The sequence below is a fragment of the Streptomyces sp. NPDC050564 genome (assembly GCF_044457265.1).
Classification (GTDB): Bacteria; Actinomycetota; Actinomycetes; order Streptomycetales; family Streptomycetaceae; genus Streptomyces.
On sequence record NZ_JBITGS010000015.1, the window covers coordinates 126,764 to 147,594 of the forward strand.

Genomic DNA, 20,831 nt, shown 5'->3' on the forward strand with positions numbered 1-20,831 from the left:
GGTACCCCGGCACCGGCGTACGGAACTCCGCCGGGCGGTACCCCGGCACCGGCGTACGGAACTCCGCCGGGCGGTACCCCGGCACCGGCGTACGGAACTCCGCCGGGCGGTACCCCGGCACCGGCGTACGGCACCCCGCCGGGCGGTACGTCGGCGCCGGTGCACGGCACCCCGCCGGGCGGTACGTCGGCGCCGGTGCACGGCACGGGCACGCCCCTCCCCGGCACCGTCCACCTCGGTACGTCCGCCCCCACCCCGGCGCCTTCCCGGCGCCGCTTCCTCGGCCTGACGGCAGGTGTCGCCGGCGTCGCGGTGCTCGGCGGCGGCACCGCCTGGTGGCTGTCCCGGGACGACGGCTCCCCCGGTACGGCCACGGGGGCTCACGGCGGCTCGACCGAGCCTGCCACGGAGAACTTCACGAGGCCTCCGGCCGGGACGGCGCCGCAGGCGCTGTGGCACAAGTCGGTGACGGAGGACAGCACGAGCGACGACGTGCCGCTGATGATCCACGACGGCACGCTGCTGATCATCGGTGACCCGCTGGTGGCGTACGACGTGAAGACGGGGAAGGCGAAGTGGTCCCGCAAGGGGGTGTGCAGGTCCGAGGCCCTGCCGCTGCTCGTGGACGGGAAACTGTTTCTGGCCGACGGCGACTACGACGGCGTACTCGTGGCCCTGGACGTGACCACGGGCAAGGAGGCCTGGCGCAGCCGCCTCGGCAAGAAGCTGGACCTCGACGAGACCATCGCCGTCGACAACGAGAACGTCTACGTCACGGTGACGGACTACGGCGACTCGCACAGCGCCACCGACTACCGCGTGGGTGTCGCCGCGATCAGCCACACCACGCGCAAGCAGGTGTGGGCGCAGATGCGCGACTGGGGCACCGACAACTGGGACGTCCAGGGCACCGCCTCCGGGAAGTACCTGGTCTACGCCGACTCCAAGTACAACCTGACCGTCCGTGACACTGCCACCGGCGACCAGCTGTGGACCAAGAAGCTGGGCGAGGACTGGAGTTGGACGCCTTCCGTCGGGGCGGGCCTCATCTTCCTCCAGGGCGACAAGCTGACGGCCCTCGAAGCGAAGACCGGCAAGGTCGCGTGGACGCTGTCCCCGAACGGCCGCCGGGGCTTCCACGAGCCCACGGTCATCGGCGACGTCGTGTACGTCAGCGACTTCGACGGCGGGGTCTGGGCCGTCCATGTCAGGACGGGCAAGAAGATCTGGCTCTGCGAGGACCCCGGAGCCCGCCGCGCGCCCACCACGTTCCTGCGTGCGGGAGCGACCCTGTACGGCGCGTCCTACTGGGACGAGGGCGGCATCTTCGCCATGGACGCGAAGACCGGCAAGTCGCGCTGGGTGTACAACGACAACAAGGCGCCGGGTGAGCCCTGGCGGGTGGCCCTCTCCGGCAACCGCCTGCTCGCGACGCACGGGTTCGAGATCTACGCGCTGCCGGCCGTGTGAACACACGCCTCGGCCCCCGGAGTTGCCGGGGGCCGAGGCGCGATCGTCTACTGCGCAGGCCGTACTACATCGGTGTCGTGACCGTGAGCGGTTCCCCGTCCCCGAGGTGCAGCAGGCCCTTGCCGGGCGCCACCGGTCCGCCCACCATGCTCCGGTTCGTGCGGATACCGATCAGCTCGCCCGCGGAGGAGTCCTGCGGGGACAGCAGGATGCCCCTGCGGCCCTTCTTCATCTCGACCTGCCAGCCGGAGAAGCCGCTGCACACGTCCTCCTCGTCACCGGCGATGACCAGGGCGAGGCCGCGCTCGCCGCCGCGCTGGACGATCCGCTTGAAGACGGTCTCGGCGTCGCAGTCCTCCAGGACCTCGCCGTCGTCGACCAGGACCACGATCGGCTCCTCCGGCGTGGCCGAGTCGATGGCCTCGCGCAGGTCGTCGCTCTCGATGTCATCCTCGTCGAAGACCTTCAACACTCCTTCCCGGCCGTCCAGTTCACGCAGGGGGGACGGGCGCGGCGCGGCGATGACGAGACGTACGCCCTTCGCCAGATAGGACCGGGCCAGGTTCATCAGCGTCGTGCTGCGGCCCGACTTGGCCGGACCCGCGATGACGAACGTCGGCACGCCCTGTGAGAGGTCGGGGCCGAAGCCCATGATGTCGTCGCCGCCGATGCCCGCCAGACCCCACAGCTTGGAGCGTGAGGCATCCGGGTCGCGCATCTCCCAGGCGTCGTTGAAGTTGATCCGGGTGGGCAGCACATCGACGCGGAACGGGCGGCGGCTGCGCGGAAGCTGAGCGTCCCGCGCGGTCGAGGCCTCGCCGATCGTGGCGATCGCCGCGGCCTGCCCCTGACCCGTGGCGTCCTCGGTGAGCAGGGCGAACTGGGTCTCGGTGCCGTGCTCGTTGCGGTAGCCGCGGCCCGGCGGGATCTCCTCGGGAACCTTGCGGGCGTTGATGCCGATCAGCGAGAAGTCCGAGCGGTCGGCGAGCCGCAGACCGTACTTGTCCTCGGTGAGCGAGCCGATGCGGGTGGAGAGGATCTGGCGGTCACCGGTCATCACCATGTGCAGGCCGACGCTCGCGCCCTCCCGCATCATCGCGGTCAGCTGGTCCGTCAGATCGCCGTGATCGTACTCGCCGAGCGTCGGCAGCCAGCCCTCCCATCGGTCGAGCAGTACGACGATGTGCGCGAGCCGCTCCTCTTCCGGTGCGGCGGCCCGCTGCTCGCCGATGTCGGCGAAGCCCTTGTCGGCCAACAGGTCCTGACGGCGGGTGAGTTCACCCTTCAGACGGGCGATGAGGCGCACCACGCGCTCGGTCTGGTTGCGGCTGACGACGGCACCGCAGTGCGGCAGCCGGGTCAGCGCGTTGAGCGCGCCGTTGCCGCAGTCGATGCCGTAGAGGTGGACGTCCGCCGCGGAGTGCGTGCGCGCCAGCGAGCCCGCGATGGTCCGCAGGATCTGCGAACGGCCACTGCGCGGCGCACCGCCGATGAGGAGGTGCCCGAAGGAGGCGAAGTCCACGACGACCGGGCGGCGGGCCTGGTCGGCGGGCAGGTCCTCGATGCCGTACGGGGCGGGCGGCAGCTTGCCCGGCCCGCCGGCGAAGGCGGGCAGCTGGATCTCGTCGAGCAGCAGTGTCTCGGAGAGCGCGGGCAGCCAGGGGCTGTGCTGGGCCGGGATGCCGAGGATCTGGTTGGCCTCGCGTACCGCGTCCACGAGCACCTTGAGGTCGGTGATCTCCTCCTCCTGGCGTGCCTCGGCCTTCGGCTTCACCAGCGTAGCCCGGCCCAGGTCCTCCCAGCCGAGCGGTCCCGCCCAGGGGGCGAGCAGCGTCGGATCGGCGGCACCCGGGCGCCGGCCACCGACCCGGCCCGACTGGAACGGCACCAGCGAGGCGTGCCCGAGACGGACGTAGGCGCGACCGGGCGTGCTCTTGGAGATGTGTCCGGCCTCGGGAGAGTCGATGACATCGCTCGACTCGCCGCCGTCGGTCACGCGCAGCGCGATCCGCAGGTTGGTGTTGGCGCGGATCTCGGGGGAGACGACACCGCTCGGCCGCTGGGTGGCCAGCAGCAGGTGGATGCCGAGCGAACGGCCTCGCTGGGCGATGTTGACGAGACCCGTGACGAAGTCGGGGAGGTCGCGGACCATCGAGGCGAACTCGTCGATGACGATGAGGAGTCGGGGCACGGAAGCGTGGGAGGGATCCCTGCGCACCAGGTCCTGATAGTCCTCGATGTCCTTGGCGTCGGCGGCGGCGAGGATGTGCTCGCGCCGCTTCAGCTCGGCGCCGAGCGACTCCAGGGCCCGTTCGACGAGATGGGCGTCGAGGTCGGTGACCATGCCCACGGTGTGCGGGAGCTTCACACAGTCCTTGAACGCCGAGCCACCCTTGTAGTCGACGAGCACGAACGTCATGTTCTCCGGCGTGTTGGCCACGGCCAGCGACGCCACGATGGTCTGCAGCAGCTCCGACTTACCCGAACCGGTCGTACCGGCGATCAGACCGTGCGGCCCGTCCCGGCGCATGTCGATGCCGAACGGCCCGTCGTACGACTCACCGATGACCGCCATCGTCGACTGCCCGCCCATCCGCCACCGCGCGGTGATCGCGTCGCGGGTCGGCGGCTCCAACTGCAGCACGTCGAGCAGCCGGCTGGCGCCCGGCAGTGCCGAGTCCTCGGTCTCGCCGCTGATGTCGCGAAGGGGGGACAGGGCACGCGACAGCCGCGCGCACCAGGCAGCCGACACGAAGTCCGGCCGTACGTTCCGTACGCGGGCGACGCCCGTCTGCTGGACGCGCAGCCGCAGTTCGAGCGCCTTCTGCGGGCCGGAGTGGGGGTCGGCGGCCTCGGCGGCGTGCCAGGCGTGGAAGGAGGGGAAACCACCGGGGGCCGCGGGCGCGGCCTGGGCGACCTGTTGCCCAGTCGCGTGCTCCTCGGGTTTGGGCTCCGCGATGACGATGGCCTGGCACTCGCCGGGCAGGAACCGCTCCTCGGCGTCCAGGCAGATCGCGTACATCGACATGGCCGGCCCCTCGCGCAGCAGCCGCACCACACCCGGCATGGAACGCAGCCGCCGTGAACCGTCCCAGACGACGATGATGTCGGGATCGCTGAAGGAGGCCTTGTTGCCGTTCTGCTTGGCGGCCTTCTGGCGGGCGTCGAGCAGTTGGGTCAGCTCGCCGATGCGGGCGCCGACGGTCTCCGCGTCCGTACCGATGAGGACGTTGGCGTCCTGGGCGCCGGCCGGGCGGCTGTGCGGCAGCCAGCGCACCCAGTCCCAGTTCTCCCGCCCGCTGTTCTCGGTCAGCACGTAGAACTGGACGTCGAGCGGGCTGTGCAGCACGGCGGTCTGCGCGACGGCCCAACGCCCCAGCGCCTGCGCCGAGTCGCCGGGTCCGGCGATTCCGATGACGCCCCGTTCCCGCAACGGAAGCGCGACCGGAGCGTCCTCGATGGTCCAGGTGACCTCGCGCTTGTGGTCGTCCTGCTCCGGGTCGTCGAGCACGACCTCGGAGGGCAGTTGTCCGGTACCGACCCGCAGCAGCAGATGGTCCGCGTCGGTTCGCCGGCGCTCCCACAACCGGGTACGCGGCCCGGTGCTCAGCGACAGCACGGTGGCGGGGTCGGCAATGGCCTGCCGTCGGTCGAGCCGCTCGGCGACGAGAGCGTCCTGGGCGTCCTTCTCGATCCGCTCCTTGTGCTCGTTGTACTCCTTGACCTGCTTCGCATGGGACTTGCGCCCCTGCTTCTTGTCCATGAAGAAGTTGCCGAACATGATGAGCGGGCTCAGCAGCGCCATGATCAGGTAGTACCAGCGCCCGAAGATCATCACCGATACGACCGCACCGACCAGCGGCGTCACGGCCATCAGCCAGGGCAGCGGCCGGGCTTCGTAGTCCCGTACGGGGCTGGGCAGCCGGAACTTCGTCTCACGCTCCGGCGGATGAAGTCGCGGCGGCCGGTTGTAGTCGAGCCCCGCGCCGTCGTCGGACCACTTGAGCGCGGCGTTGGGAGGCGAGTAACGGTCGAGCTCGAGAAGCGTGTTCCCGACGGCGATCTGACTGCCGAGGGGCCACTCGTCGTCGTCGCGCTTCTCGATGGCTTCGCCATCGAGGGTGACGCCTTCCTTGTCCCCGTGTATCGCGACACGACAGGTCCCGTCCGTTGCGACTGACAACGTCAGGGCTCTTTGCGGGAGTTCGGGGTCGTCGATCCGTATGTACGAGGAGGCGCCGGCGCCGATGTCGTACCGCCCGATCCCGAGTCGGTGCACGGCACCGGCGGCCGGACCGCCGGCGACCCTGAGCTCGACGAGCCCGGTCGGCTCGCCCGGCAGACACCCGGCGGGGTCGTGCAGGCTGACGACGGCGCCTTCACGCAACGGCGAGGTGCCGATGGTAGCGGAGGGATCGACGGGATATCCGTCGACGTAGGCGATCGGCGCACCGCTCTGTGCCGCCTGGTGCTGCCCGATCGGGATGATCTGCGCACCCCCGCTGTACCCGACGTGCGCCGCCAGTTCCTTGGCGATGTCCCCGACCGAGGACTCAGGATCCGCATCAAGAACCACGTCGGCGGTGGCGCCGCCGAGCGGGTCGACGACGGTCAGAGTCAGGCGCACGCTCGTCCTCCCCAGGCACCTGAGGCCGCTTCCGGAACGCGGGCCACAGTGACCTCGACGATAGCCGCTTCCCCCTTCCCGCAGGCAACGGCCCGTGTGAGAGGTCTCTGGAGGCCTCCGGCGGGATATGGGGTCCTGCGGGCCCGCGCACGCGGGCGCCCCCGTTCGTCCCCGGACACAACCAGGGTCCTCTCGTGACAGAACCGGGGTGTGCGCCTGCAAGCGCCGTAAGTAAGCTGCTGCCTCAAGCGGACGATCGCATCATCCGCATCAGGAGCCACGGGGGTTGGCCCTGCGGCGAGTTGGACTATGGAGGACGCCACATGGCCGGCGGCAAAGACGCAGATATCACATACGAGAAGATGCGGCACGCTGCTAAGCGACTGGGCCACGAGAAGGAGAAGATGGAGGACAAGCTCCACGGCCTCGACAGCTACATCGACGGCCTGGTCGCGGACGGCTACACGACCGCGAAGGGTTCGCAGGCCTTCGATGACTCCTTCAAGGAGTTCACCAAGGGCATGAAGGACACCCTCGAGGGCCTCAAGGGCATGGCCAAGTTCCTCGACGACGCCGCGAAGGCGTACGAGGACCTGGACGACCAGCTGGCCAAGGGCGTCAAGGGCAAGTAAAGTCCGCCGCCCATGCGCGACTTGGGTGCGACGGGACACAAGGGGTGTCCCGTCGCACCGTGGTTTTCCCTAGAGGTACCGCAGGCATCGAGTCCGTTGAAAGGCGAGCAGCCGCCGCATGGCTGACGGGCCATGTCCTAGCTCCCGGTTCCTTTCCAAGAAGGGCATCACGAAGATCGAGCTCCCGGCGAACGGCTTCGACCCGGAGCTTCTGCCAGCCGCGTCCCGGCGGAGGTTGCTCGAAGCATTTGGACAACCCTGCGTAATACCGCCGAAACCGGCCTCGCGCAGGGGGCGTTGGAGTTCTTCCTCAAGACGGAGTCGCCGGACCACTCGGCCTTGCCCGCCTCCCTGCTGATCTCCATGGCACCGATGCCCCGCGGACTGGCACCGGCTCCTGCCGAGTTCGCCCAGAAGCTGGCTCAGTACGCAGGGGTGGAAGCCGAAGTAGAGGTCATTGACCTGCCGGCGGGCCGGACGGTCGGGATACTCGCCGAGGCAACCATGGACCTCCACGTCCGTATGCCTGGCGACGTGGGCCACCTGCACCTTGCCTCTCCATGCCGCTCAGTGGCGCCAAGAGCTCCATGGGCAATCTGTGTGATGCCATGGCCCACTCTCTGCGATGGGTTTGATTCGCTTGCCGCAGGTTCCTTCGTCGCCGACCGGTGGCTTTGATCGGGTTCGCCGCGACAACCGAAAGCCGACGACGTGCGGCGTATACGGCATGTATACTTTCCATATGTCCGACGTCATGATCCGCGTGCCCGCCGAAGTCCGAGACCAGCTCGCCGCCGTGGCGGAGGCTCGTGGTACCAGCCTCCGCGCCCTCATGCAGGACATAGCTGCTCAGACGCTTACTCCTGACCAGATCAAGGAACGGGGCGATCGCACCCGTGCCCTGCTCGCCGAACGCTTCGGGCACTACGTGACGGATGAGGAGTCTGCCGAGATGCGGCGCAAGATGCGCGAAGCCGCCGCGGCTCACCGCGCTGCTCTGGCAGAGGCGGAGTCGTCCCGTTGATCGAGACCGAGCATTACGTCCTGGATGCTCCGACCCTCGTGGCGATGGGGGGCAACAAGCAGGTCTCCGGTCTCATTCACGCCGCGGCGGCCAGTGGCGAAATCCGCCTGTGGGTGCCCGTCATGTGCCTTCTTGAAGCGGAGCGCGAGCGTGCGGGGATTGTCGGTCATGTCGGTGTGCTGGTGGACGTACTGCACGTGATCGACGATGACTACGCGATGGCCGTGACCATCGCTGGACTGTGCCGTGGCGGTGTCCCGTTCGGTGTCGGCGCCGCCGTGCACACGGCGAGGCCGAACCACATGCTCCCTGAGGGGGCGCTCGTCGCCACTGTGGCGCCGGAGTCCTACGAGGGGCTCGGAGTCGGGGTCATGGACCTGAACCGCTGAGGCGTTGATCCCAGCGAGACCTGAACGTTGGCACAGGACGAGATGGCCGGGGTGCGCTCATATCGACGGGTCACCTCCGGCACGTGCTTCTCCAGCACGGAGGAGTCCTCGCGGAGGCACTCCACGTATTCACCCTTGAGTCCGTCTTCCCTACCGGGGGCTGGAGCTTCCTGCATGGTGTTGCGACGGTTCTCGATGTCCTTGAACGTCCTCTGGAACCGGCTCAGTTTCCGCTCGGAATCCGCGAGGAAGCGGTAGTCGACCGTCAGATAAAGAGCACTTGGGCTCCGGAGCGAGACGCATCTGTGCGTCTTCGCGGGAGCGCGAGGCCGAAAGCACGGTCAACAGGAGGGACGGGGGCCGTAATCCGGCCGGGCCACCGCGACGGCCCGGCCTTGCGGATTGGATGACGTTTGCGATCAAGTATTCCGATCAGAAGGGTGCGGCCCTCGCGCCGCGCCGTGCGGCGCGCCCACACCACACAGGGCCTGGGCCGGACCGAGCGGCCGGCCCGACTACTCGTTCTGGACCCTCCCTTTGCTGTCCGTTGGTTGCTGGACCGAAAACCCTGCAGAAGGGTGGGCGTGGCCGTGCTGCGGCGGATGAGTCGGAAGAGGCGTACGCGGCGGTCGGAGGTACAGCAATCGTACGGGGGTCGGAGTGGCGGAGCACATAGCCGTGTCCACATCGGAGCTGCGGGAAATAAGCAGGTCGGTGGCGAAGTTGAAGACGCACTTCGAGCAGGCCAAGGACGTCGTCGACTCCTACGACGCCGAAATCGGATCCGGGGAAGTCGCCGACGCGCTCGACGACTTCGCGGACGACTGGAAGAAGAAGCGCAAGCAGCTCTGTGACGGGCTGGAGTTCCTCGGCAAGACAGCGGGCACGGCAGCCAAGGCGTACGACGACCTCGACCAGCATCTCGCCCAGGCCCTGCTGAAGTCTCAGCCGGGGAAGGACGGCAAGGGCAAGTGAGCGACGACTTCTCCGGCGTCGACTGGCAGACCGCCCGCTGCACCGACAAGGAATTCACCCCGGGCGACCCCTACGAGGTGGCCCGGCTCGGCAAGCGCATCGCGGACACGGCCGCCCTGATCCAGGAGCAGGCCACCAAGCTGCACAACCTGGTCGACGGCAATGGGTGGGACTCGGACGCCGGCCGCGAGTTCCAGAAGAAGACCGAGGACACGGTCGGACTGCTCACCAAGTCGCACAAGCGATACGCGGCAGCCGCCGATGCCCTCGGCTCCTCGGTGGGCTACGAACCAGTCTCCGACGAGGCGCGGGAGAACTGGGCCACGGCCCTCAACCACGCGCAGAACCTGGTTCGCGCCGCGCTGAATAAGGCCAAGGCCGCTGACGCGGACGGCAGCCACTACCAGAACCAGATCGACCAGCACCCCGGCCAGGACGACCACCCCGACAAGCAGAAGCTGAAGAAGCAGAAGGAATCGGCTGACGCGGACCTCGAGGACGCCAAGAAGGACCTCCGGCACGCGCTGTCCTACCGGGACACCCAGGCCGCTTACGCCAAGTCCGCCATCCACGACGCCGTCGACCACGACGGGCTGAAGGATCCCAAGCATCACTGGTGGGACAACTGGAAGGACTGGGTTGCCAGGATCGGGCATGTGGCGGGGCTGATCGCCGGCGTGCTCTGTGTCCTGGCCCTCGTGCTGAGCTGGGTCCCCGTCCTGGGTGAGGTGCTCGCCGCGCTGGCTCTGGTGGCCTCGGTGGTCGCTCTGGTCTGCGACACCATCTCCGCCCTGGACGGCAAGGGCACCTGGCTGGACGTCGCCATCGACGTGGTCGGCGTGCTGTCCTTCGGTGCTGGGCGGATCCTGGGAACGACGGCGAAGGAGGCGGCCATCGCCGCGAGGGGGTCCTCAGCCCTGAAGGACTTCCAGGCCTTGCGCGAAGTGGGCGTGGGCAAGGAACTGGCCAGCGGGCTCGCGGAGGAGTTCTCGGGGGTCAAGGCGGGCAAGATCGGCGAAGCGCTGGCGAAGGGCCCGAGCAGCCTCCTGCCGAAGATGCGGTCGATCGTCAAGGATTCCCTCAACTTCAAGGCGTACGCCAATGACATTCGCGTAGCCGTGACGAAGGGGGCCGGCGAGGACGGAATCCTTGCCGCGGGCAAGCTGCCCAAGCTGGGCGACCTTTCCGACTCCGTATTCAAGGGTATGGCGCACTCCGCCAATCGCCTCTACCTGGCGAGCCAGACGCTGCCGACGGCAGCGGGCATTCTGAACCTGGCACCGACCGAGAGTTGGGAGCCAGGCAAGCTCGAGGCCAATCTGTTCGACGGTCTCAAGCACACGCCCGGTGCGGGCGCGAACGGAATCCCCTTCTACAACTGGCATTGGGCTCTGCCCGCGGGCTGAGCCCTGGAGAGGCTGGACCACCACGAGGCCCGCAAGGGCGAGGAGAGAGCGAAGCACGTGGCACACGGAGACGGCCAGACCGTCGACGAACAGTTCGCCCGACTCTCGAGAAGCAAGCAACGCGCGCTCGAGGAGAACGGGCTGGGGTTGCCGGAACTGCGCCGGATCGCGGCGGAGGACGGCGGTGAGCGGCGCGTGCGGCACATCCTCTCCGAGTACGCCCCTTCCTCGAGCTGGTGGGACTTCGATGGTGACCGCTGGTCGGAGGACAGCGCGGCGGTGTGGCCGTGGATACGGCTCCTCCTGGTCGCTGTCGCGGGAGTGATCGTCTGCCTGTTGTCCACGTACCTCATCAACAAGGAAGCTCTGTTCGTCGGTGCGGCCGGCGGACTGGCGGTGCTCTGGGCGCTGTTCAGGACTCGTCTGTCGCGTGGCGGGCTCGTCGCGCGCTGGCTCACGGGGGCTGCCTATGTCGTCCTGATCTGGGCGGGTTCACAGTCCGCCGACGAGTGGTATTTGCAGGTGCGCGGGCAGGAGACCGCTGTCACGTACGCGAAGCCCAAGCATTCGGAGTCCCACGGGGTCAGCTCTCCGTACTGCCGCGTCAAGCTTCCGGACGGATCGGTCCGTGAGGTGTTCCAGAACGACAAGCGGTGTGTGGACCATCTCGGTTCGAAAGCGACCGCGGTGATTGATCCCGCAGGCCACTACCGGCCTGTTCTGGGGCACAAGGAGGATATCGGTGGCGGTTTCTCCGACTATCTCTGCCTGGGCGCCGCCGCTGTTCTCGTCCTCGCCCCGCTGACCGCCGTGACCTTGGGCCGTGCGAATGAGGCGCGCAGTGGTCGAGGCGGTCGGCTGAACGGAACGGCGGCATGACCGACAAGACGGATACGGAAGCCACGGCGACCGGCGACCCCGAGGCACCGCCCGTACCCCCCTCCGACTACCGAATCGCCGTACCGGAGGGCTGGGAGCGAGTGGTCCTCGACCCGGACCGCTGGCCCCACCGCATCGACAAGCTGGTCAACCGTGGCCTGCGCCGTACGAAGGCCACCCCGCAGCTGAAGGCCGCGCTCGCCGACCGGCTCCGGAAGCAGGCGGAGGACGCGCACGCGAACGGCGGGGTGGAGATGTACCTCGTCAACCAGGTCATCGGCCAGGTACCGGTGACCGCGGGCCTGGTCGTCACCGTCCTGCAGCCCCCGCCGGGCTCCGCGGCGGGAGACCTGGCCGACATAGCCCTGTCCCTGGGGACAGGCGACACCGACGCGGACGCCGACGTCACCATGGTCGACCTGCCCGCCGGCCCGGCCGTACGCCACCTCTACCGCCGCCGCCCCGCGCCCGACGACCCGGACGGCAACAAGGTGCCCGTCACGCACCTCGACGCCTACCTCGCGGTGCCGCAGAGCGACCAGCGGCTGCTGCTCTCCTTCTCCACCCCGACGCCGTCGTCGATGGAACCCCTGGCGGACGCGCTGGTCACCCTCTTCGACTCGATCGCCCGCACTCTGCAATGGATGGCCTGATCCCTGATGCCCGAGTTCTCCGCGTCCACGGTCCGTATGCAGGCGCCGGACGACGCCGTCTCGCTGCCGGTGCGTGAACTGGTCGACCTGGATGCGTGGGCCGCCGACGCGGCACGGCAGCGTGCGGGCGCCGACGGGGACCAGCGGCTGATCGAGGCGCTCGCCGACGAACTGCGCGAGGCCGCCGAGGACGTACGTGGCCGCGGCCCGGTCATCGCGCTCTCGTACGTCCCCGAGCCGCGCCTCGGCGAGCTGGCCCGCATCGAGTTGTCGGCGCTGGTGGCCGACGACACCTACCCCACGGTGACCGTCGACCTCCTCCAGCGCTACCTGACCACTCCCACGGACATCTCCTTCCGCCCGCCCGAGGCCGAGCTGCGGACCCTGCCCGCCGGCCCCGCCGTCCGGGTACGGCATGCGTACGTCCAGGACGCCGACCGGGACGGCACGGGCACGGTCCTGGAGACCTGCGCGTACGGCATCTGCCCGGACGAGAAGTGGGCCCTTGTGCTGCTCACCTCGTGGCGCGCCCTCGCACACACCGACGCGCTGTGCGCGCTGACGGACGATCTGGCGCGGACGGTCTCGGTGAACTGACAGATCGTCACGGTGACTTCAGGGAACGTGTGAAGTCACCCCGGGTCACCCGCCCCGCCAGCCCGTCCTCCCTGTCCCGCACCAGCGCTCCGTACCCGGTCGCAGCCCACACGCTCCGCTCGCCCGGAATCTCGAAGTACGGGACCTCGCGGCCGTCCTCCGTCGTGTCGGTGAGGACCTCCGGGGCCCGGCGGGTGCGCAGGGCATCGGTGCACGGTTGGCAGGTGGCCACTTTCAGGCGCTCGCGGCGGCCCAGCGGACGCCAGGTGGTGCGCTGGGCGGCGCGGCCGTGGAGGGGGTTGAAGAAGCAGAGGGGGAGGGGAGACGGGGTGCCGATGAGGGCGTCCCGCCCCTCCGCCACCAGGGCCAGTACACCCGCCAGGTCCGGGATGCCGCGGGCGGCGTCGAGGACGGTGCCGGCGGCGGCGTAGGCGTCGAGGGCGTGGTGCAGACCGGGGGTCCCGTCCGCGTCGGCTGCTTGTGTCTCCTCGCCCAGGGCCAGGACTTCGTCCTCCGCCCGGCGGCGCAGCTCCGCCTCGTCGGCGGCGCGGGCCGTGGCGAACACGACCTGGGGGAAGGCGGCGTTGTCCGTACGAGAGCGGGATCGGCGCGAGTGCACGAGAGAGCGGCCGACGAGGGTGATCAGCGCGAGTGCCGGTACGGCGACGAGGGGCCAGAGCCACCAATCGGCCCCGTCCGAGCCCGACGTGGCGGTAGGAGGCGTGGAGCTGGAGTCTCGTAGGCCCTTCGTCGCCTCCTTGTACACCTTCTTCCCGTCGCCCTCCGCCACCAGCTGCACGGCCTTGGCCGTCCGGTCTGCCAGGCCCGCGTCGTTCATCTCGTCGAGGAAACCGACGGCGCCCACCGCGTCTTGGGTCTGGTGGGTGTCACTCGGCCACTCATAGCCGTTCAGCGAGTCCGCGAAGTCGCTGTCGGTCGTGATGAGGATGAGATGGTGCTGGGGGAGACGGTCGTGGACGACCCTGGCCAGGACGTCCGAGTCCCCGTCGAAGCCGTCGCCCTTGGTCAGCGGCACCAGGACCACCTTGATCGGCAGACCCGTCTTCTCGATCTGTGCCACCAGTTGCTTCCGGCGGGTGGGTGATACGGCGTCTGCATACGCGTCGTCGACGTAGACGGGCGATGTGCGCAGAGCGTTGGCAATGCGTTCGCCGGGGCTGGTGGAACCCGTCGCCCGGGCCGAGGCGGCGGGGGCGACGGCCAGCAGCACCGCCAGCAGAGCGGTGATCACACGTTTCCGGTCACTCAACACCGGCCAGCTCCCTTACCGCGTCGATGAGTCGGGGAATGCCGTCGGGCACGGCGGAGAGCGGGCTCTCGAGTACGGCGTACGGAACACGGTCCCGCTCGCCGTCGACCGGGCCCGGTGCGGGCAAGGTCATCAACAGTGTGTGGGCGGCGCCCGGTTCACGGCTCGCCCTGGCGCGGCAGCCGTCGCACACGGGGAACCGGCGACGCCGCCGGTCCTCGGCCGACACCCGTACGGGATGGCGGTCGACCGCGGGCCCGTGCAGCGGATTGAGGCCGCAGCACAGGTCGTACGCCTCGCCCTTGAGCGCGGCGCGCCCGGCGCGGGCGAGGACGATGACCGTGACCAGCGTCGCGGGATCGATGTCCGGGGCGTCCGCAACGTTCGAATCATCCGCGTGGCTCGTTGCGGTGAGCCGGTCGCGGTCGCCGTCGACGAGGAGCATCGCGGCGTCGAGGCAGTCCCAGGCACGGGCACGGCCGATGAGGCCGTCGGCATCCGCGTCGTCGGCGTCCAGGAACTCTTCGGACAGAGCGCCGAGTTCGTCGTACGCGGTGGTCCGCAGGTACGACACCGATGGATCAGACGGTTCCTGGAGATACGCCGACTCCGAGCCGGACGGTACCGGATGGCGCCGCCGCAGCACCGAGCCCACGATCCCCAAGACGCCCGTCACGAGGCCGAGGACCAGCAGTGCCCCCAGGCCGCCGACGAGCAGCCCCGGCCAGAAGTCCCCGGAGAAGAGCGGCGGGAGTGCGTGGTCCTCGATGGGCTCGGCTTTGGTGCTGAGGCCGGAAGGCGTACCCGGTTCGTCCGTACGCGGGGACTTGTCCAGGAACGTCATGAGGTCCTCGAGCCGGTCGCCAAGGAGATGGTCGTCGGCCTCTCGCGCCGTGTCGTCACCGAAGCCGATGGATTCCGGCAGGTCGTAGAAGACGCGGCTGCTGTCCAGCCGCAGACCGTAGTTGAAGACGTCGATGTCACCGCGGAGCGGGTCGGCGACGACGTACAGTCCGTCCTCACGGCCGCCGCTGTCCTTGCTGTCCTTGCCGTCCTTGCCGAGCTTGGCGTGCACGGCGTCCGCGAACGCCTCGGGGCTGCCGGCGGATTCGTCTGCGGACAGCTGGGGGACGAGGAGGACGGAGACCGGACCCCCGCCGTCGGTACGAGCGAACTCCTGGATCCGCTGGTGCAGGTGGGAGAGCTGATGGGAGTCCAGCACTCGCGGACTCTCCGGATCCAGGTACACGGAGTCCTGCTTCAGCCCTGCCGCGACCCGCTCGACGCGGGAGGAAAGATCGGCCGCGGTGGGCGGCGAGGCCGCGCCCGACCGGGTCTGGTCGAAGGTGAACGCGGCGGCCAGGACGATCGCGGCGGCGGTGACGAGGGCGAGGACGGAGGCGAGCCACTCCGGTGCGCGACGTCTGTCCGGTTTCGCCCGTCCGGTTGCTTTGAGGAGCACGTGCCGCCAGCGCCGTACGTACGTGACCAGCAGCAGAATCAACAGGGGTAGGCCGACGAGCAACACCCCCGTGAGGAACGACTGGTTCTTACGGTCGGTGCGGTCGATGTACATCAGGTCGGGTTCGGCGTCGCCCTCCGCGTACTTCTCGCGCGCTGCCTCTGCCCGCGCGGCGGCCTTTTCGCTGCCCTGCGCGACGATATCCACGAAGCGCCCGAAGCTGCGCAAGGGTCCCGCGTCGTAAGGGAGTTCGTAGAGCGCGACGGTCGCCGCGTCGTCGGCGGGCGCGCGCACCCCGTACGCCACGGCGTCCGTGACCCCCGACGTGTCGACCAGCACATAGAGCCCGTCCCGCCCGAGCCGGTCGTGCACCGCACCGAGCAGTCCCTTGCCACCCAAGTCCTGTTCGGGCAGGACGAGGACGTACGTCGGGATGCCGGTGCGCTTGGCCAGCTTGGCGAAGGCGGGGGCTTGGGAGCGGGGGATCTCGCGGGGGAGTTGGTCGGTTACGTAGACGGGGTTGGTGCTGAGGTGGGCGGCGAAGTAGGCGGCTTGGGTGGAGGGGGTGGGGGAGCCGGCGGCGTTGGCAGGGGTGGCGGTTGCGAACAGGGCGCTGAGCGCGAAGAGGGCAAGGAGTGCGCGCGTGACACTCACCCATGGAACGCGCCGCGCCCGTCTGCCCGCCCGGTCCGTACCCTGCCTCACGACCGATTTCATCGATGGATTCCCCGCCACCCGATTACTGTCACCTGCGGCACTGTACTTGGGCGCTTCACTAGTGCGAAACGGTGTTCTGTGATGAGGAGTTGGCTGCGGAGACAGTGCACTTGGCTGTCCGTGACGCCTTGGGCCGGTCCCGCGGGTGGTCCAGCAGGGCGTTGCGACGGCCGCTGACGGCACCCGAGACGATTGCTACGAGGGTGGTGCGTCAGGTTCTTGGGCCTCCTGAGTAACGGGGTACATCGCTGTCACGGCAGATCGCCCGGCTGTGGCTTGGCCGGTTCACCGGATGGGCCCATCAGGATCGAGTGCGTTTCGTGGACGTCCTTTCCGGCCTTCGTGGGGACCTGGACCTCGACCATGACGACGCCGCTCGGCAGACGCGTGAGCAGCGGAGCCTCGGCGCTGTCCGGCAAGTCGGCGAGGAAACGACACAGGCGATCACTCTGCCCACTGGAGAGCTCCCCTTCGGGAACGGTTCGGATCGTTCCGGAGAGCAACTGGCCGAGGCGTTCGGCGCTGTCGGGATTGCCGGTGAACAGGCGCACCCAGGACTCGTCGGCGAACGTCAGGCGCACATCCGCTTCGACCTCGCTGTACGTCATCCGTGTCGCCCCGGCGATGGATTCCCGTGGGTACTCGCCGAGCACGTCGGCCTTGTCCAGGGTGCCCGTCCGGGCGCCTAGAAAGAGCAGCCGTCGGCTGGTCAGGACGAGGTCGGTGGCGTAGCCCTCGGGACGGCGGGCCGGGTCGAGCTGCCAGGGGACGGTACGCGCCAAGGTGCCCGGTGCTGCCCACATGACGGGGAAGTCCTCGACCTCGTTCTCCGGCTCCTGCGGCTTGCCTCGCACGGGAACGTCGCCGAAGGGTGAGCCGGAGGCTCCTCCGATGTTCGCGATGATGTTCGCGATCACGGGGATCCCGACCAAGAAGGCGCGGCCGGTGCGCCGTGCGGCGCGGTCGCCGGCGGTCCGGAGTGAGTAGTCCGGGCCTTCGGGCCAGCCGGTCAGCTCGCCCTGGATGTCCTTGCGTTCGGGGTCCCGGAACCACCGGGAGCCCGCGACGGCGGGTGCGATGCCAGTGGCGAGCTTGGCCGAGGTTCGGAGGAGCAGATCCTCATCGGCGCGGGGATACCAGTCCATCAGTACGTCATTTCTCTACGGAGGAACTTGATCCGGTCAGTCGGGCCGGCCGTCGATGAAGGCCGGCGACGGGAATTCCACCGAGCCGACGATTCCTGCGACGGCATGCGAGAACTCGTCCCACTGTTCCACGGAAGCGCTGTCCAGGGTGACCACCGCCGTGTAGGGGCCCGTCGAGAACGGGATGTGCACCTGGATCTGCCCCATGACGAGTTCCTCGTCCTTCCCCGATTGCGTATACGCGCCGTCCACGAGCAGCTTGCGGAACGTGACCCCGCAAACCGCCGGACCGCAGGGAAGGTCGAGCCAGGTCACCTCGTGCAGCGGATCGCCCAGCAGAAGTGTCTGAATTCCGTGGGCGACGACGTCCTGATCCGTCTCGCCCGACTCGTAGACCGCGATGGTGAGTGAGCAGTGCGCCACCCCGCCGCCGTCCTCGATGTCGTACAGGCCGATGCCGAAGAAGCCGACTCCGCCCGCAAGCATTTCGTCGGCCATTGCGCTGTAGAGGGATCCCATGGCATTCCACAAGGACTCTTCACCCTGCGGATAGATGTCCCGGACCAGACGCTGTGCTGCCTCGGCACGTTCGCCGGAGTCGAGTGAGACCTCGATCGCGTGCATGCCGGTCGGAAGCCGGAAGGCCATGGGTGGCAGGTGGGTGCCCTGTACGGACAGGTTCTGGAGCAGGTCGGTGCTGCCCATGAGGTGCGCTCAGCCCCCGAAGTCGTTCGTCGCGATGGTGTATCCCTTGAAGGCCGCGAGACCGGACTTGATCGTGGCGTCGATGGTGCGGCCCGCCTTGCCCATCGGAGCCACCAGTTCGGCGCTCTTGATGAACGGCAGTTTGGTCGCGAGGTTGATTCCCTGCGTTCCGAGCCACTGTCCCTGGCGGATGTTCTGGAGCCCGCTCTCGACCGCCAGTGTCAGTCGGCTGCCGCCTTCGCCGAGCTTGACCGCGGGAGCTGCCTTCAGCGGGCCGAAAAGCAGGAATGTCTTCCCGACGCTGGTGACTCCGCGGTATCCCTCGCCCAGCTCGGCGGCGCGTGCCGCCGCGTTGGCGCCCTTCGCGAGTTCGGCACTGCCCGTGAGGCCCTTGACACCAGGCAGGATGCCCAGGGCGTCGAACCCGATCTCCGTCCAGCTGACGTCGGCTCCGGCCGCTTTGGCGACCAGGTGCGTCAGCAGCGCCGCCCCGCTCGCGATCATCGCCCCGGCGGCGAAAATGGCACCCAGCGGTTCGAAGGGCGCGGTGATGATGGCGAGGACGCCCAGAACACCGCTCACCAGGCTGAGGATGTCTCCGATCGCCTTGATGACATCTGCGTGGTCCTTGATCCAGTCGCCGGTGGCGTCCCACGCATCCGCGATCCCATGCCCCAACTTGTCCCAGAACCCGGGTTCGTCCGGCGCGATGTCCGCCGCCTTGTCGAGGTCCTTGCTGATGAGGTGGGCAGCCTTCTTGTAGCGGTCTTCAAGGTCATGGACGTCGCTGGTGACCTTGTCCACCGCGCCGGAGGCCTTGCCGAGCGCTTCGCTTCCCTTGCCCTCGGCCTTCTGCTCGGCCTTGTCCTCGGCTGCGAGCTTCTCGCCGGCGGTCTTCTCCAGCCGGTCGGCCTCGTCCTGGAAGTCGGAGAGCTGTCCTGCCCAGCGGTGCAGGGCGCGCGACGCCTTGTCGAAGGATTCGTGGCTCTTCTTGATGAGGGGCGTGACATCCGTGGATATGTGCTCGCTGAAGGCGATCGCGGTCTTGCCCTTCCAGGCCCCGCACTCGATCTGCTGCAACTCCCGCAGCGCCGTCCCCAGTTCGCTCGCAAGGCTGCCGAGCTTCTTGGCCAGCTCCCGCGTCTGCTCGACGTCGCCAGGGGTGGGGTCCCAGCCTATGTTCGGGAATGCCGGACGTCCCATGTCTACCTCAATGCCCCTTCTTCTTCGGGGCCTTGAGCGACTCGGCGAGATCGAGGTCCAGCTTCTCGAAGGACTTCCCGATCTTGTCGATCATCTTGATCGCACCCTGCGTGTGCTTGCCGAGCTGCTTGATCCCGTAACCCCAGTCGTCGGCGAAGTCGTGTACGTCGTCCACGAGGCCCTTGTCCCCGACGGCCGAGCCGTCGGTGCCGCGCAGGGTGCGACGGGCGCTGTCCATGCGGTCGGTGACGGTGGAGAACGTCTTCCGCAGATCCTCGAAGATCGTGCCGTCGAGCCGTAGATCACTCACGATGCGTTCCGGTTTGCCTCAGCTGTTGCGCGTGGATGACGGACGGTGCGGTCGGATCTCCCGAGCGTTCCCTCTTCACTTCAGTGAAGAAACAGTGAAGTTGGGGCCGACGGGCATGATGTGGCCCCTGGCCGCGGAGACCGCCCGAGTGATCCTACGCAGTCGACGGACGCAGCACGCTGGAGGGTAAGGGGATGATTGTTGCTTGAGGGGCCTTTGGGGTTGCGTTTGCCATGTCTTGGCGGTCCGGTGATGTTCCCGAGATTTCGTAATGCGAAGGACGCGGCGCTTGAGGTGTGCAACTACAGGTAGTTGCACACCTCTTGTCGTCGGGGTCAGCTGCCTTGGTCAGCGGTTGACGGACTGGATTTCCTGGACAGTGATGTCCTGGGTGTTGCCGAAGGTGCCGTTCGGCAGCTTGCCGCCCGCACCGCCGGTGCCGGTCCAGGTGATCTCCCAGGTGACGGTGGCCCGAAGCTTGTACGTGCCGTTCCCGGAGGAGCGGAGGTACTTGATGCCGCAGGGCGGGGTCTCGTCGGCCTTGCCCTCGGCGTACGGCTCGCCGATCGAATCGTCCGCGTTGAGCGTGCACTCACCGGAGGCCGGGTAGGTCTCGGCGTCACTCGTCCCCGGCTCGAGCTTGAGGGAGACGGGCTTCGCCGTGGTCGTCGCCTGGATGTTGAGACCGGCGACGTTGAGAGCCGCGGTCACGGAGACCTCCTTGAACTTGGCCTTGTCGAGCCACGCCCACGTGGGGAGGTTGACCTTGGTGATGTCCTCGGGAGCGAGTGTGACCTTCGTGTCGGGGAGCGTGATCCTGTTGTAGGCGAGTTCTGCCAGCACTTCCGGAGTGACGGCGTTCTTCACCTCGGGGGTGTCGCCGTTCTCGACCCAGAAGGGCAGGTCGCTGCAGGTGAACGCATCCGGGTCGTCGAGTCGGTTCGGATCCTGGACGGCGACCCAAAAATTGCCCTCGTCGGCCTTGTCGAGGTTGTAGTTCTTGTACTTGCCGTCCTTGTAGATGTCCCGGAACTGGCCCGTTGCCGACTTGGCGTAGTTGGGCTGCTGGGGGTCGTTGACGATGTCGTCGTAATCGCCTTCGACCTGCTTCTGGAATTCCTGTGCCGAAACCGGTTCGTACCAACAGGCCGGCGGGGTCCAATTGCCCACAGGCGTCACGTTTCCGGACGACTTACCGTCGTCTCCGCTGGTCGTTCCGGAATAGGTTATGCGCGATTCGAGGGTGTGCCCGGACTGCTTGGCGGAGGTCTTCGCGTCACCGTCGGATCCTCCGGGACCACGCGTCGCGAAAGCCGGGCTGGAGACCAGCATGCACACGGAGGCAAGGCCGCCTATGACGAGCCCCC

The 20,831-nt window shown here is 68.3% G+C and carries 17 protein-coding genes; 9 read left to right on the top strand and 8 right to left on the bottom strand.

Going from position 1 to position 20,831, the window contains the following annotated elements; genetic code table 11:
• Positions 1 to 1,470 (top strand): PQQ-binding-like beta-propeller repeat protein (locus ACIBK0_RS24345; protein ID WP_399083620.1); only part of this gene is annotated, 1,470 nt, incomplete at its 5' end.
• 64 nt (positions 1,471 to 1,534) lie between these two features.
• Here the strand turns inward: ACIBK0_RS24345 and ACIBK0_RS24350 are convergent.
• Complete coding sequence (locus ACIBK0_RS24350; protein ID WP_399083623.1) at positions 1,535 to 6,097, bottom strand: FtsK/SpoIIIE domain-containing protein; 4,563 nt, start codon at positions 6,095 to 6,097, stop codon at positions 1,535 to 1,537.
• Positions 6,098 to 6,420: 323 nt separating this feature from the next.
• Here ACIBK0_RS24350 and ACIBK0_RS24355 point away from each other — a divergent pair, with 323 nt between their 5' ends.
• The 8 genes from ACIBK0_RS24355 (at position 6,421) to ACIBK0_RS24390 (ending at position 12,652) form a co-directional block, all read left to right on the top strand.
• Entirely contained in the window at positions 6,421 to 6,729 is a 309-nt protein-coding gene (locus tag ACIBK0_RS24355) for a WXG100 family type VII secretion target (protein WP_078629450.1), read from the top strand.
• Between the two features lie 742 nt (positions 6,730 to 7,471).
• Positions 7,472 to 7,753 (top strand): Arc family DNA-binding protein, encoded by a 282-nt coding sequence (locus ACIBK0_RS24360; protein WP_399083626.1) that lies wholly within the window; start codon positions 7,472 to 7,474, stop codon positions 7,751 to 7,753.
• The gene (locus tag ACIBK0_RS24365) at positions 7,750 to 8,142 is read left to right on the top strand and encodes a hypothetical protein (protein ID WP_399083629.1); all 393 of its coding nucleotides are present in this window, start codon (positions 7,750 to 7,752) and stop codon (positions 8,140 to 8,142) included. The genes ACIBK0_RS24360 and ACIBK0_RS24365 overlap by 4 nt, the downstream gene beginning before the upstream one ends.
• Before the next feature lie 678 nt (positions 8,143 to 8,820).
• Positions 8,821 to 9,117, top strand: a complete 297-nt coding sequence (locus tag ACIBK0_RS24370; protein WP_399083632.1) for a hypothetical protein — start codon at positions 8,821 to 8,823, stop codon at positions 9,115 to 9,117.
• On the top strand, positions 9,114 to 10,523 hold the full coding sequence (locus ACIBK0_RS24375; protein WP_399083635.1) for a hypothetical protein: 1,410 nt from the start codon (positions 9,114 to 9,116) through the stop codon (positions 10,521 to 10,523). Before ACIBK0_RS24370 ends, ACIBK0_RS24375 begins: the two co-directional genes overlap by 4 nt.
• A gap of 57 nt (positions 10,524 to 10,580) precedes the next feature.
• Entirely contained in the window at positions 10,581 to 11,402 is an 822-nt protein-coding gene (locus tag ACIBK0_RS24380; protein WP_399083638.1) for a hypothetical protein, read from the top strand.
• Positions 11,399 to 12,055, top strand: a complete 657-nt coding sequence (locus ACIBK0_RS24385; protein WP_399083641.1) for a hypothetical protein — start codon at positions 11,399 to 11,401, stop codon at positions 12,053 to 12,055. The genes ACIBK0_RS24380 and ACIBK0_RS24385 overlap by 4 nt, the downstream gene beginning before the upstream one ends.
• Before the next feature lie 6 nt (positions 12,056 to 12,061).
• Positions 12,062 to 12,652, top strand: coding sequence for a hypothetical protein (locus ACIBK0_RS24390; protein ID WP_399083644.1), 591 nt, complete (start codon positions 12,062 to 12,064; stop codon positions 12,650 to 12,652).
• Positions 12,653 to 12,659: 7 nt separating this feature from the next.
• On the opposite strand, the gene ACIBK0_RS24395 is transcribed toward ACIBK0_RS24390, so the two are convergent.
• The 7 genes from ACIBK0_RS24395 to ACIBK0_RS24425 form a co-directional block, all read right to left on the bottom strand.
• Positions 12,660 to 13,925, bottom strand: a complete 1,266-nt coding sequence (locus tag ACIBK0_RS24395; protein WP_399083647.1) for a hypothetical protein — start codon at positions 13,923 to 13,925, stop codon at positions 12,660 to 12,662.
• Positions 13,915 to 16,038 (bottom strand): hypothetical protein, encoded by a 2,124-nt coding sequence (locus ACIBK0_RS24400; protein ID WP_399083650.1) that lies wholly within the window; start codon positions 16,036 to 16,038, stop codon positions 13,915 to 13,917. The genes ACIBK0_RS24395 and ACIBK0_RS24400 overlap by 11 nt, the downstream gene beginning before the upstream one ends.
• A 314-nt stretch (positions 16,039 to 16,352) precedes the next feature.
• A complete protein-coding gene (locus tag ACIBK0_RS24405; protein ID WP_399083653.1) occupies positions 16,353 to 17,246 on the bottom strand; it encodes a hypothetical protein in 894 nt (297 codons plus the stop codon).
• A 36-nt stretch (positions 17,247 to 17,282) separates the two neighbouring features.
• Entirely contained in the window at positions 17,283 to 17,951 is a 669-nt protein-coding gene (locus ACIBK0_RS24410; protein WP_399083656.1) for a hypothetical protein, read from the bottom strand.
• 9 nt (positions 17,952 to 17,960) lie between these two features.
• Entirely contained in the window at positions 17,961 to 19,154 is a 1,194-nt protein-coding gene (locus tag ACIBK0_RS24415; protein ID WP_399083659.1) for an enoyl-CoA hydratase/isomerase family protein, read from the bottom strand.
• 7 nt (positions 19,155 to 19,161) lie between these two features.
• On the bottom strand, positions 19,162 to 19,464 hold the full coding sequence (locus ACIBK0_RS24420) for a hypothetical protein (RefSeq protein ID WP_399083662.1): 303 nt from the start codon (positions 19,462 to 19,464) through the stop codon (positions 19,162 to 19,164).
• 348 nt (positions 19,465 to 19,812) lie between these two features.
• Positions 19,813 to 20,634, bottom strand: a complete 822-nt coding sequence (locus ACIBK0_RS24425) for a hypothetical protein (RefSeq protein WP_399083665.1) — start codon at positions 20,632 to 20,634, stop codon at positions 19,813 to 19,815.
• Between the last annotated feature and the right edge of the window lie 197 nt (positions 20,635 to 20,831).

Coding starts and splice junctions, on each gene's coding strand:
- ACIBK0_RS24405 (WP_399083653.1), bottom strand. CDS start 17,246: ATGGACTGGTATCCCCGCGCCGATGAGGATCTGCTCCTCCGAACCTCG.
- ACIBK0_RS24415 (WP_399083659.1), bottom strand. CDS start 19,154: ATGGGACGTCCGGCATTCCCGAACATAGGCTGGGACCCCACCCCTGGC.
- ACIBK0_RS24390 (WP_399083644.1), top strand. CDS start 12,062: ATGCCCGAGTTCTCCGCGTCCACGGTCCGTATGCAGGCGCCGGACGAC.
- ACIBK0_RS24355 (WP_078629450.1), top strand. CDS start 6,421: ATGGCCGGCGGCAAAGACGCAGATATCACATACGAGAAGATGCGGCAC.
- ACIBK0_RS24410 (WP_399083656.1), bottom strand. CDS start 17,951: ATGGGCAGCACCGACCTGCTCCAGAACCTGTCCGTACAGGGCACCCAC.
- ACIBK0_RS24360 (WP_399083626.1), top strand. CDS start 7,472: ATGTCCGACGTCATGATCCGCGTGCCCGCCGAAGTCCGAGACCAGCTC.
- ACIBK0_RS24385 (WP_399083641.1), top strand. CDS start 11,399: ATGACCGACAAGACGGATACGGAAGCCACGGCGACCGGCGACCCCGAG.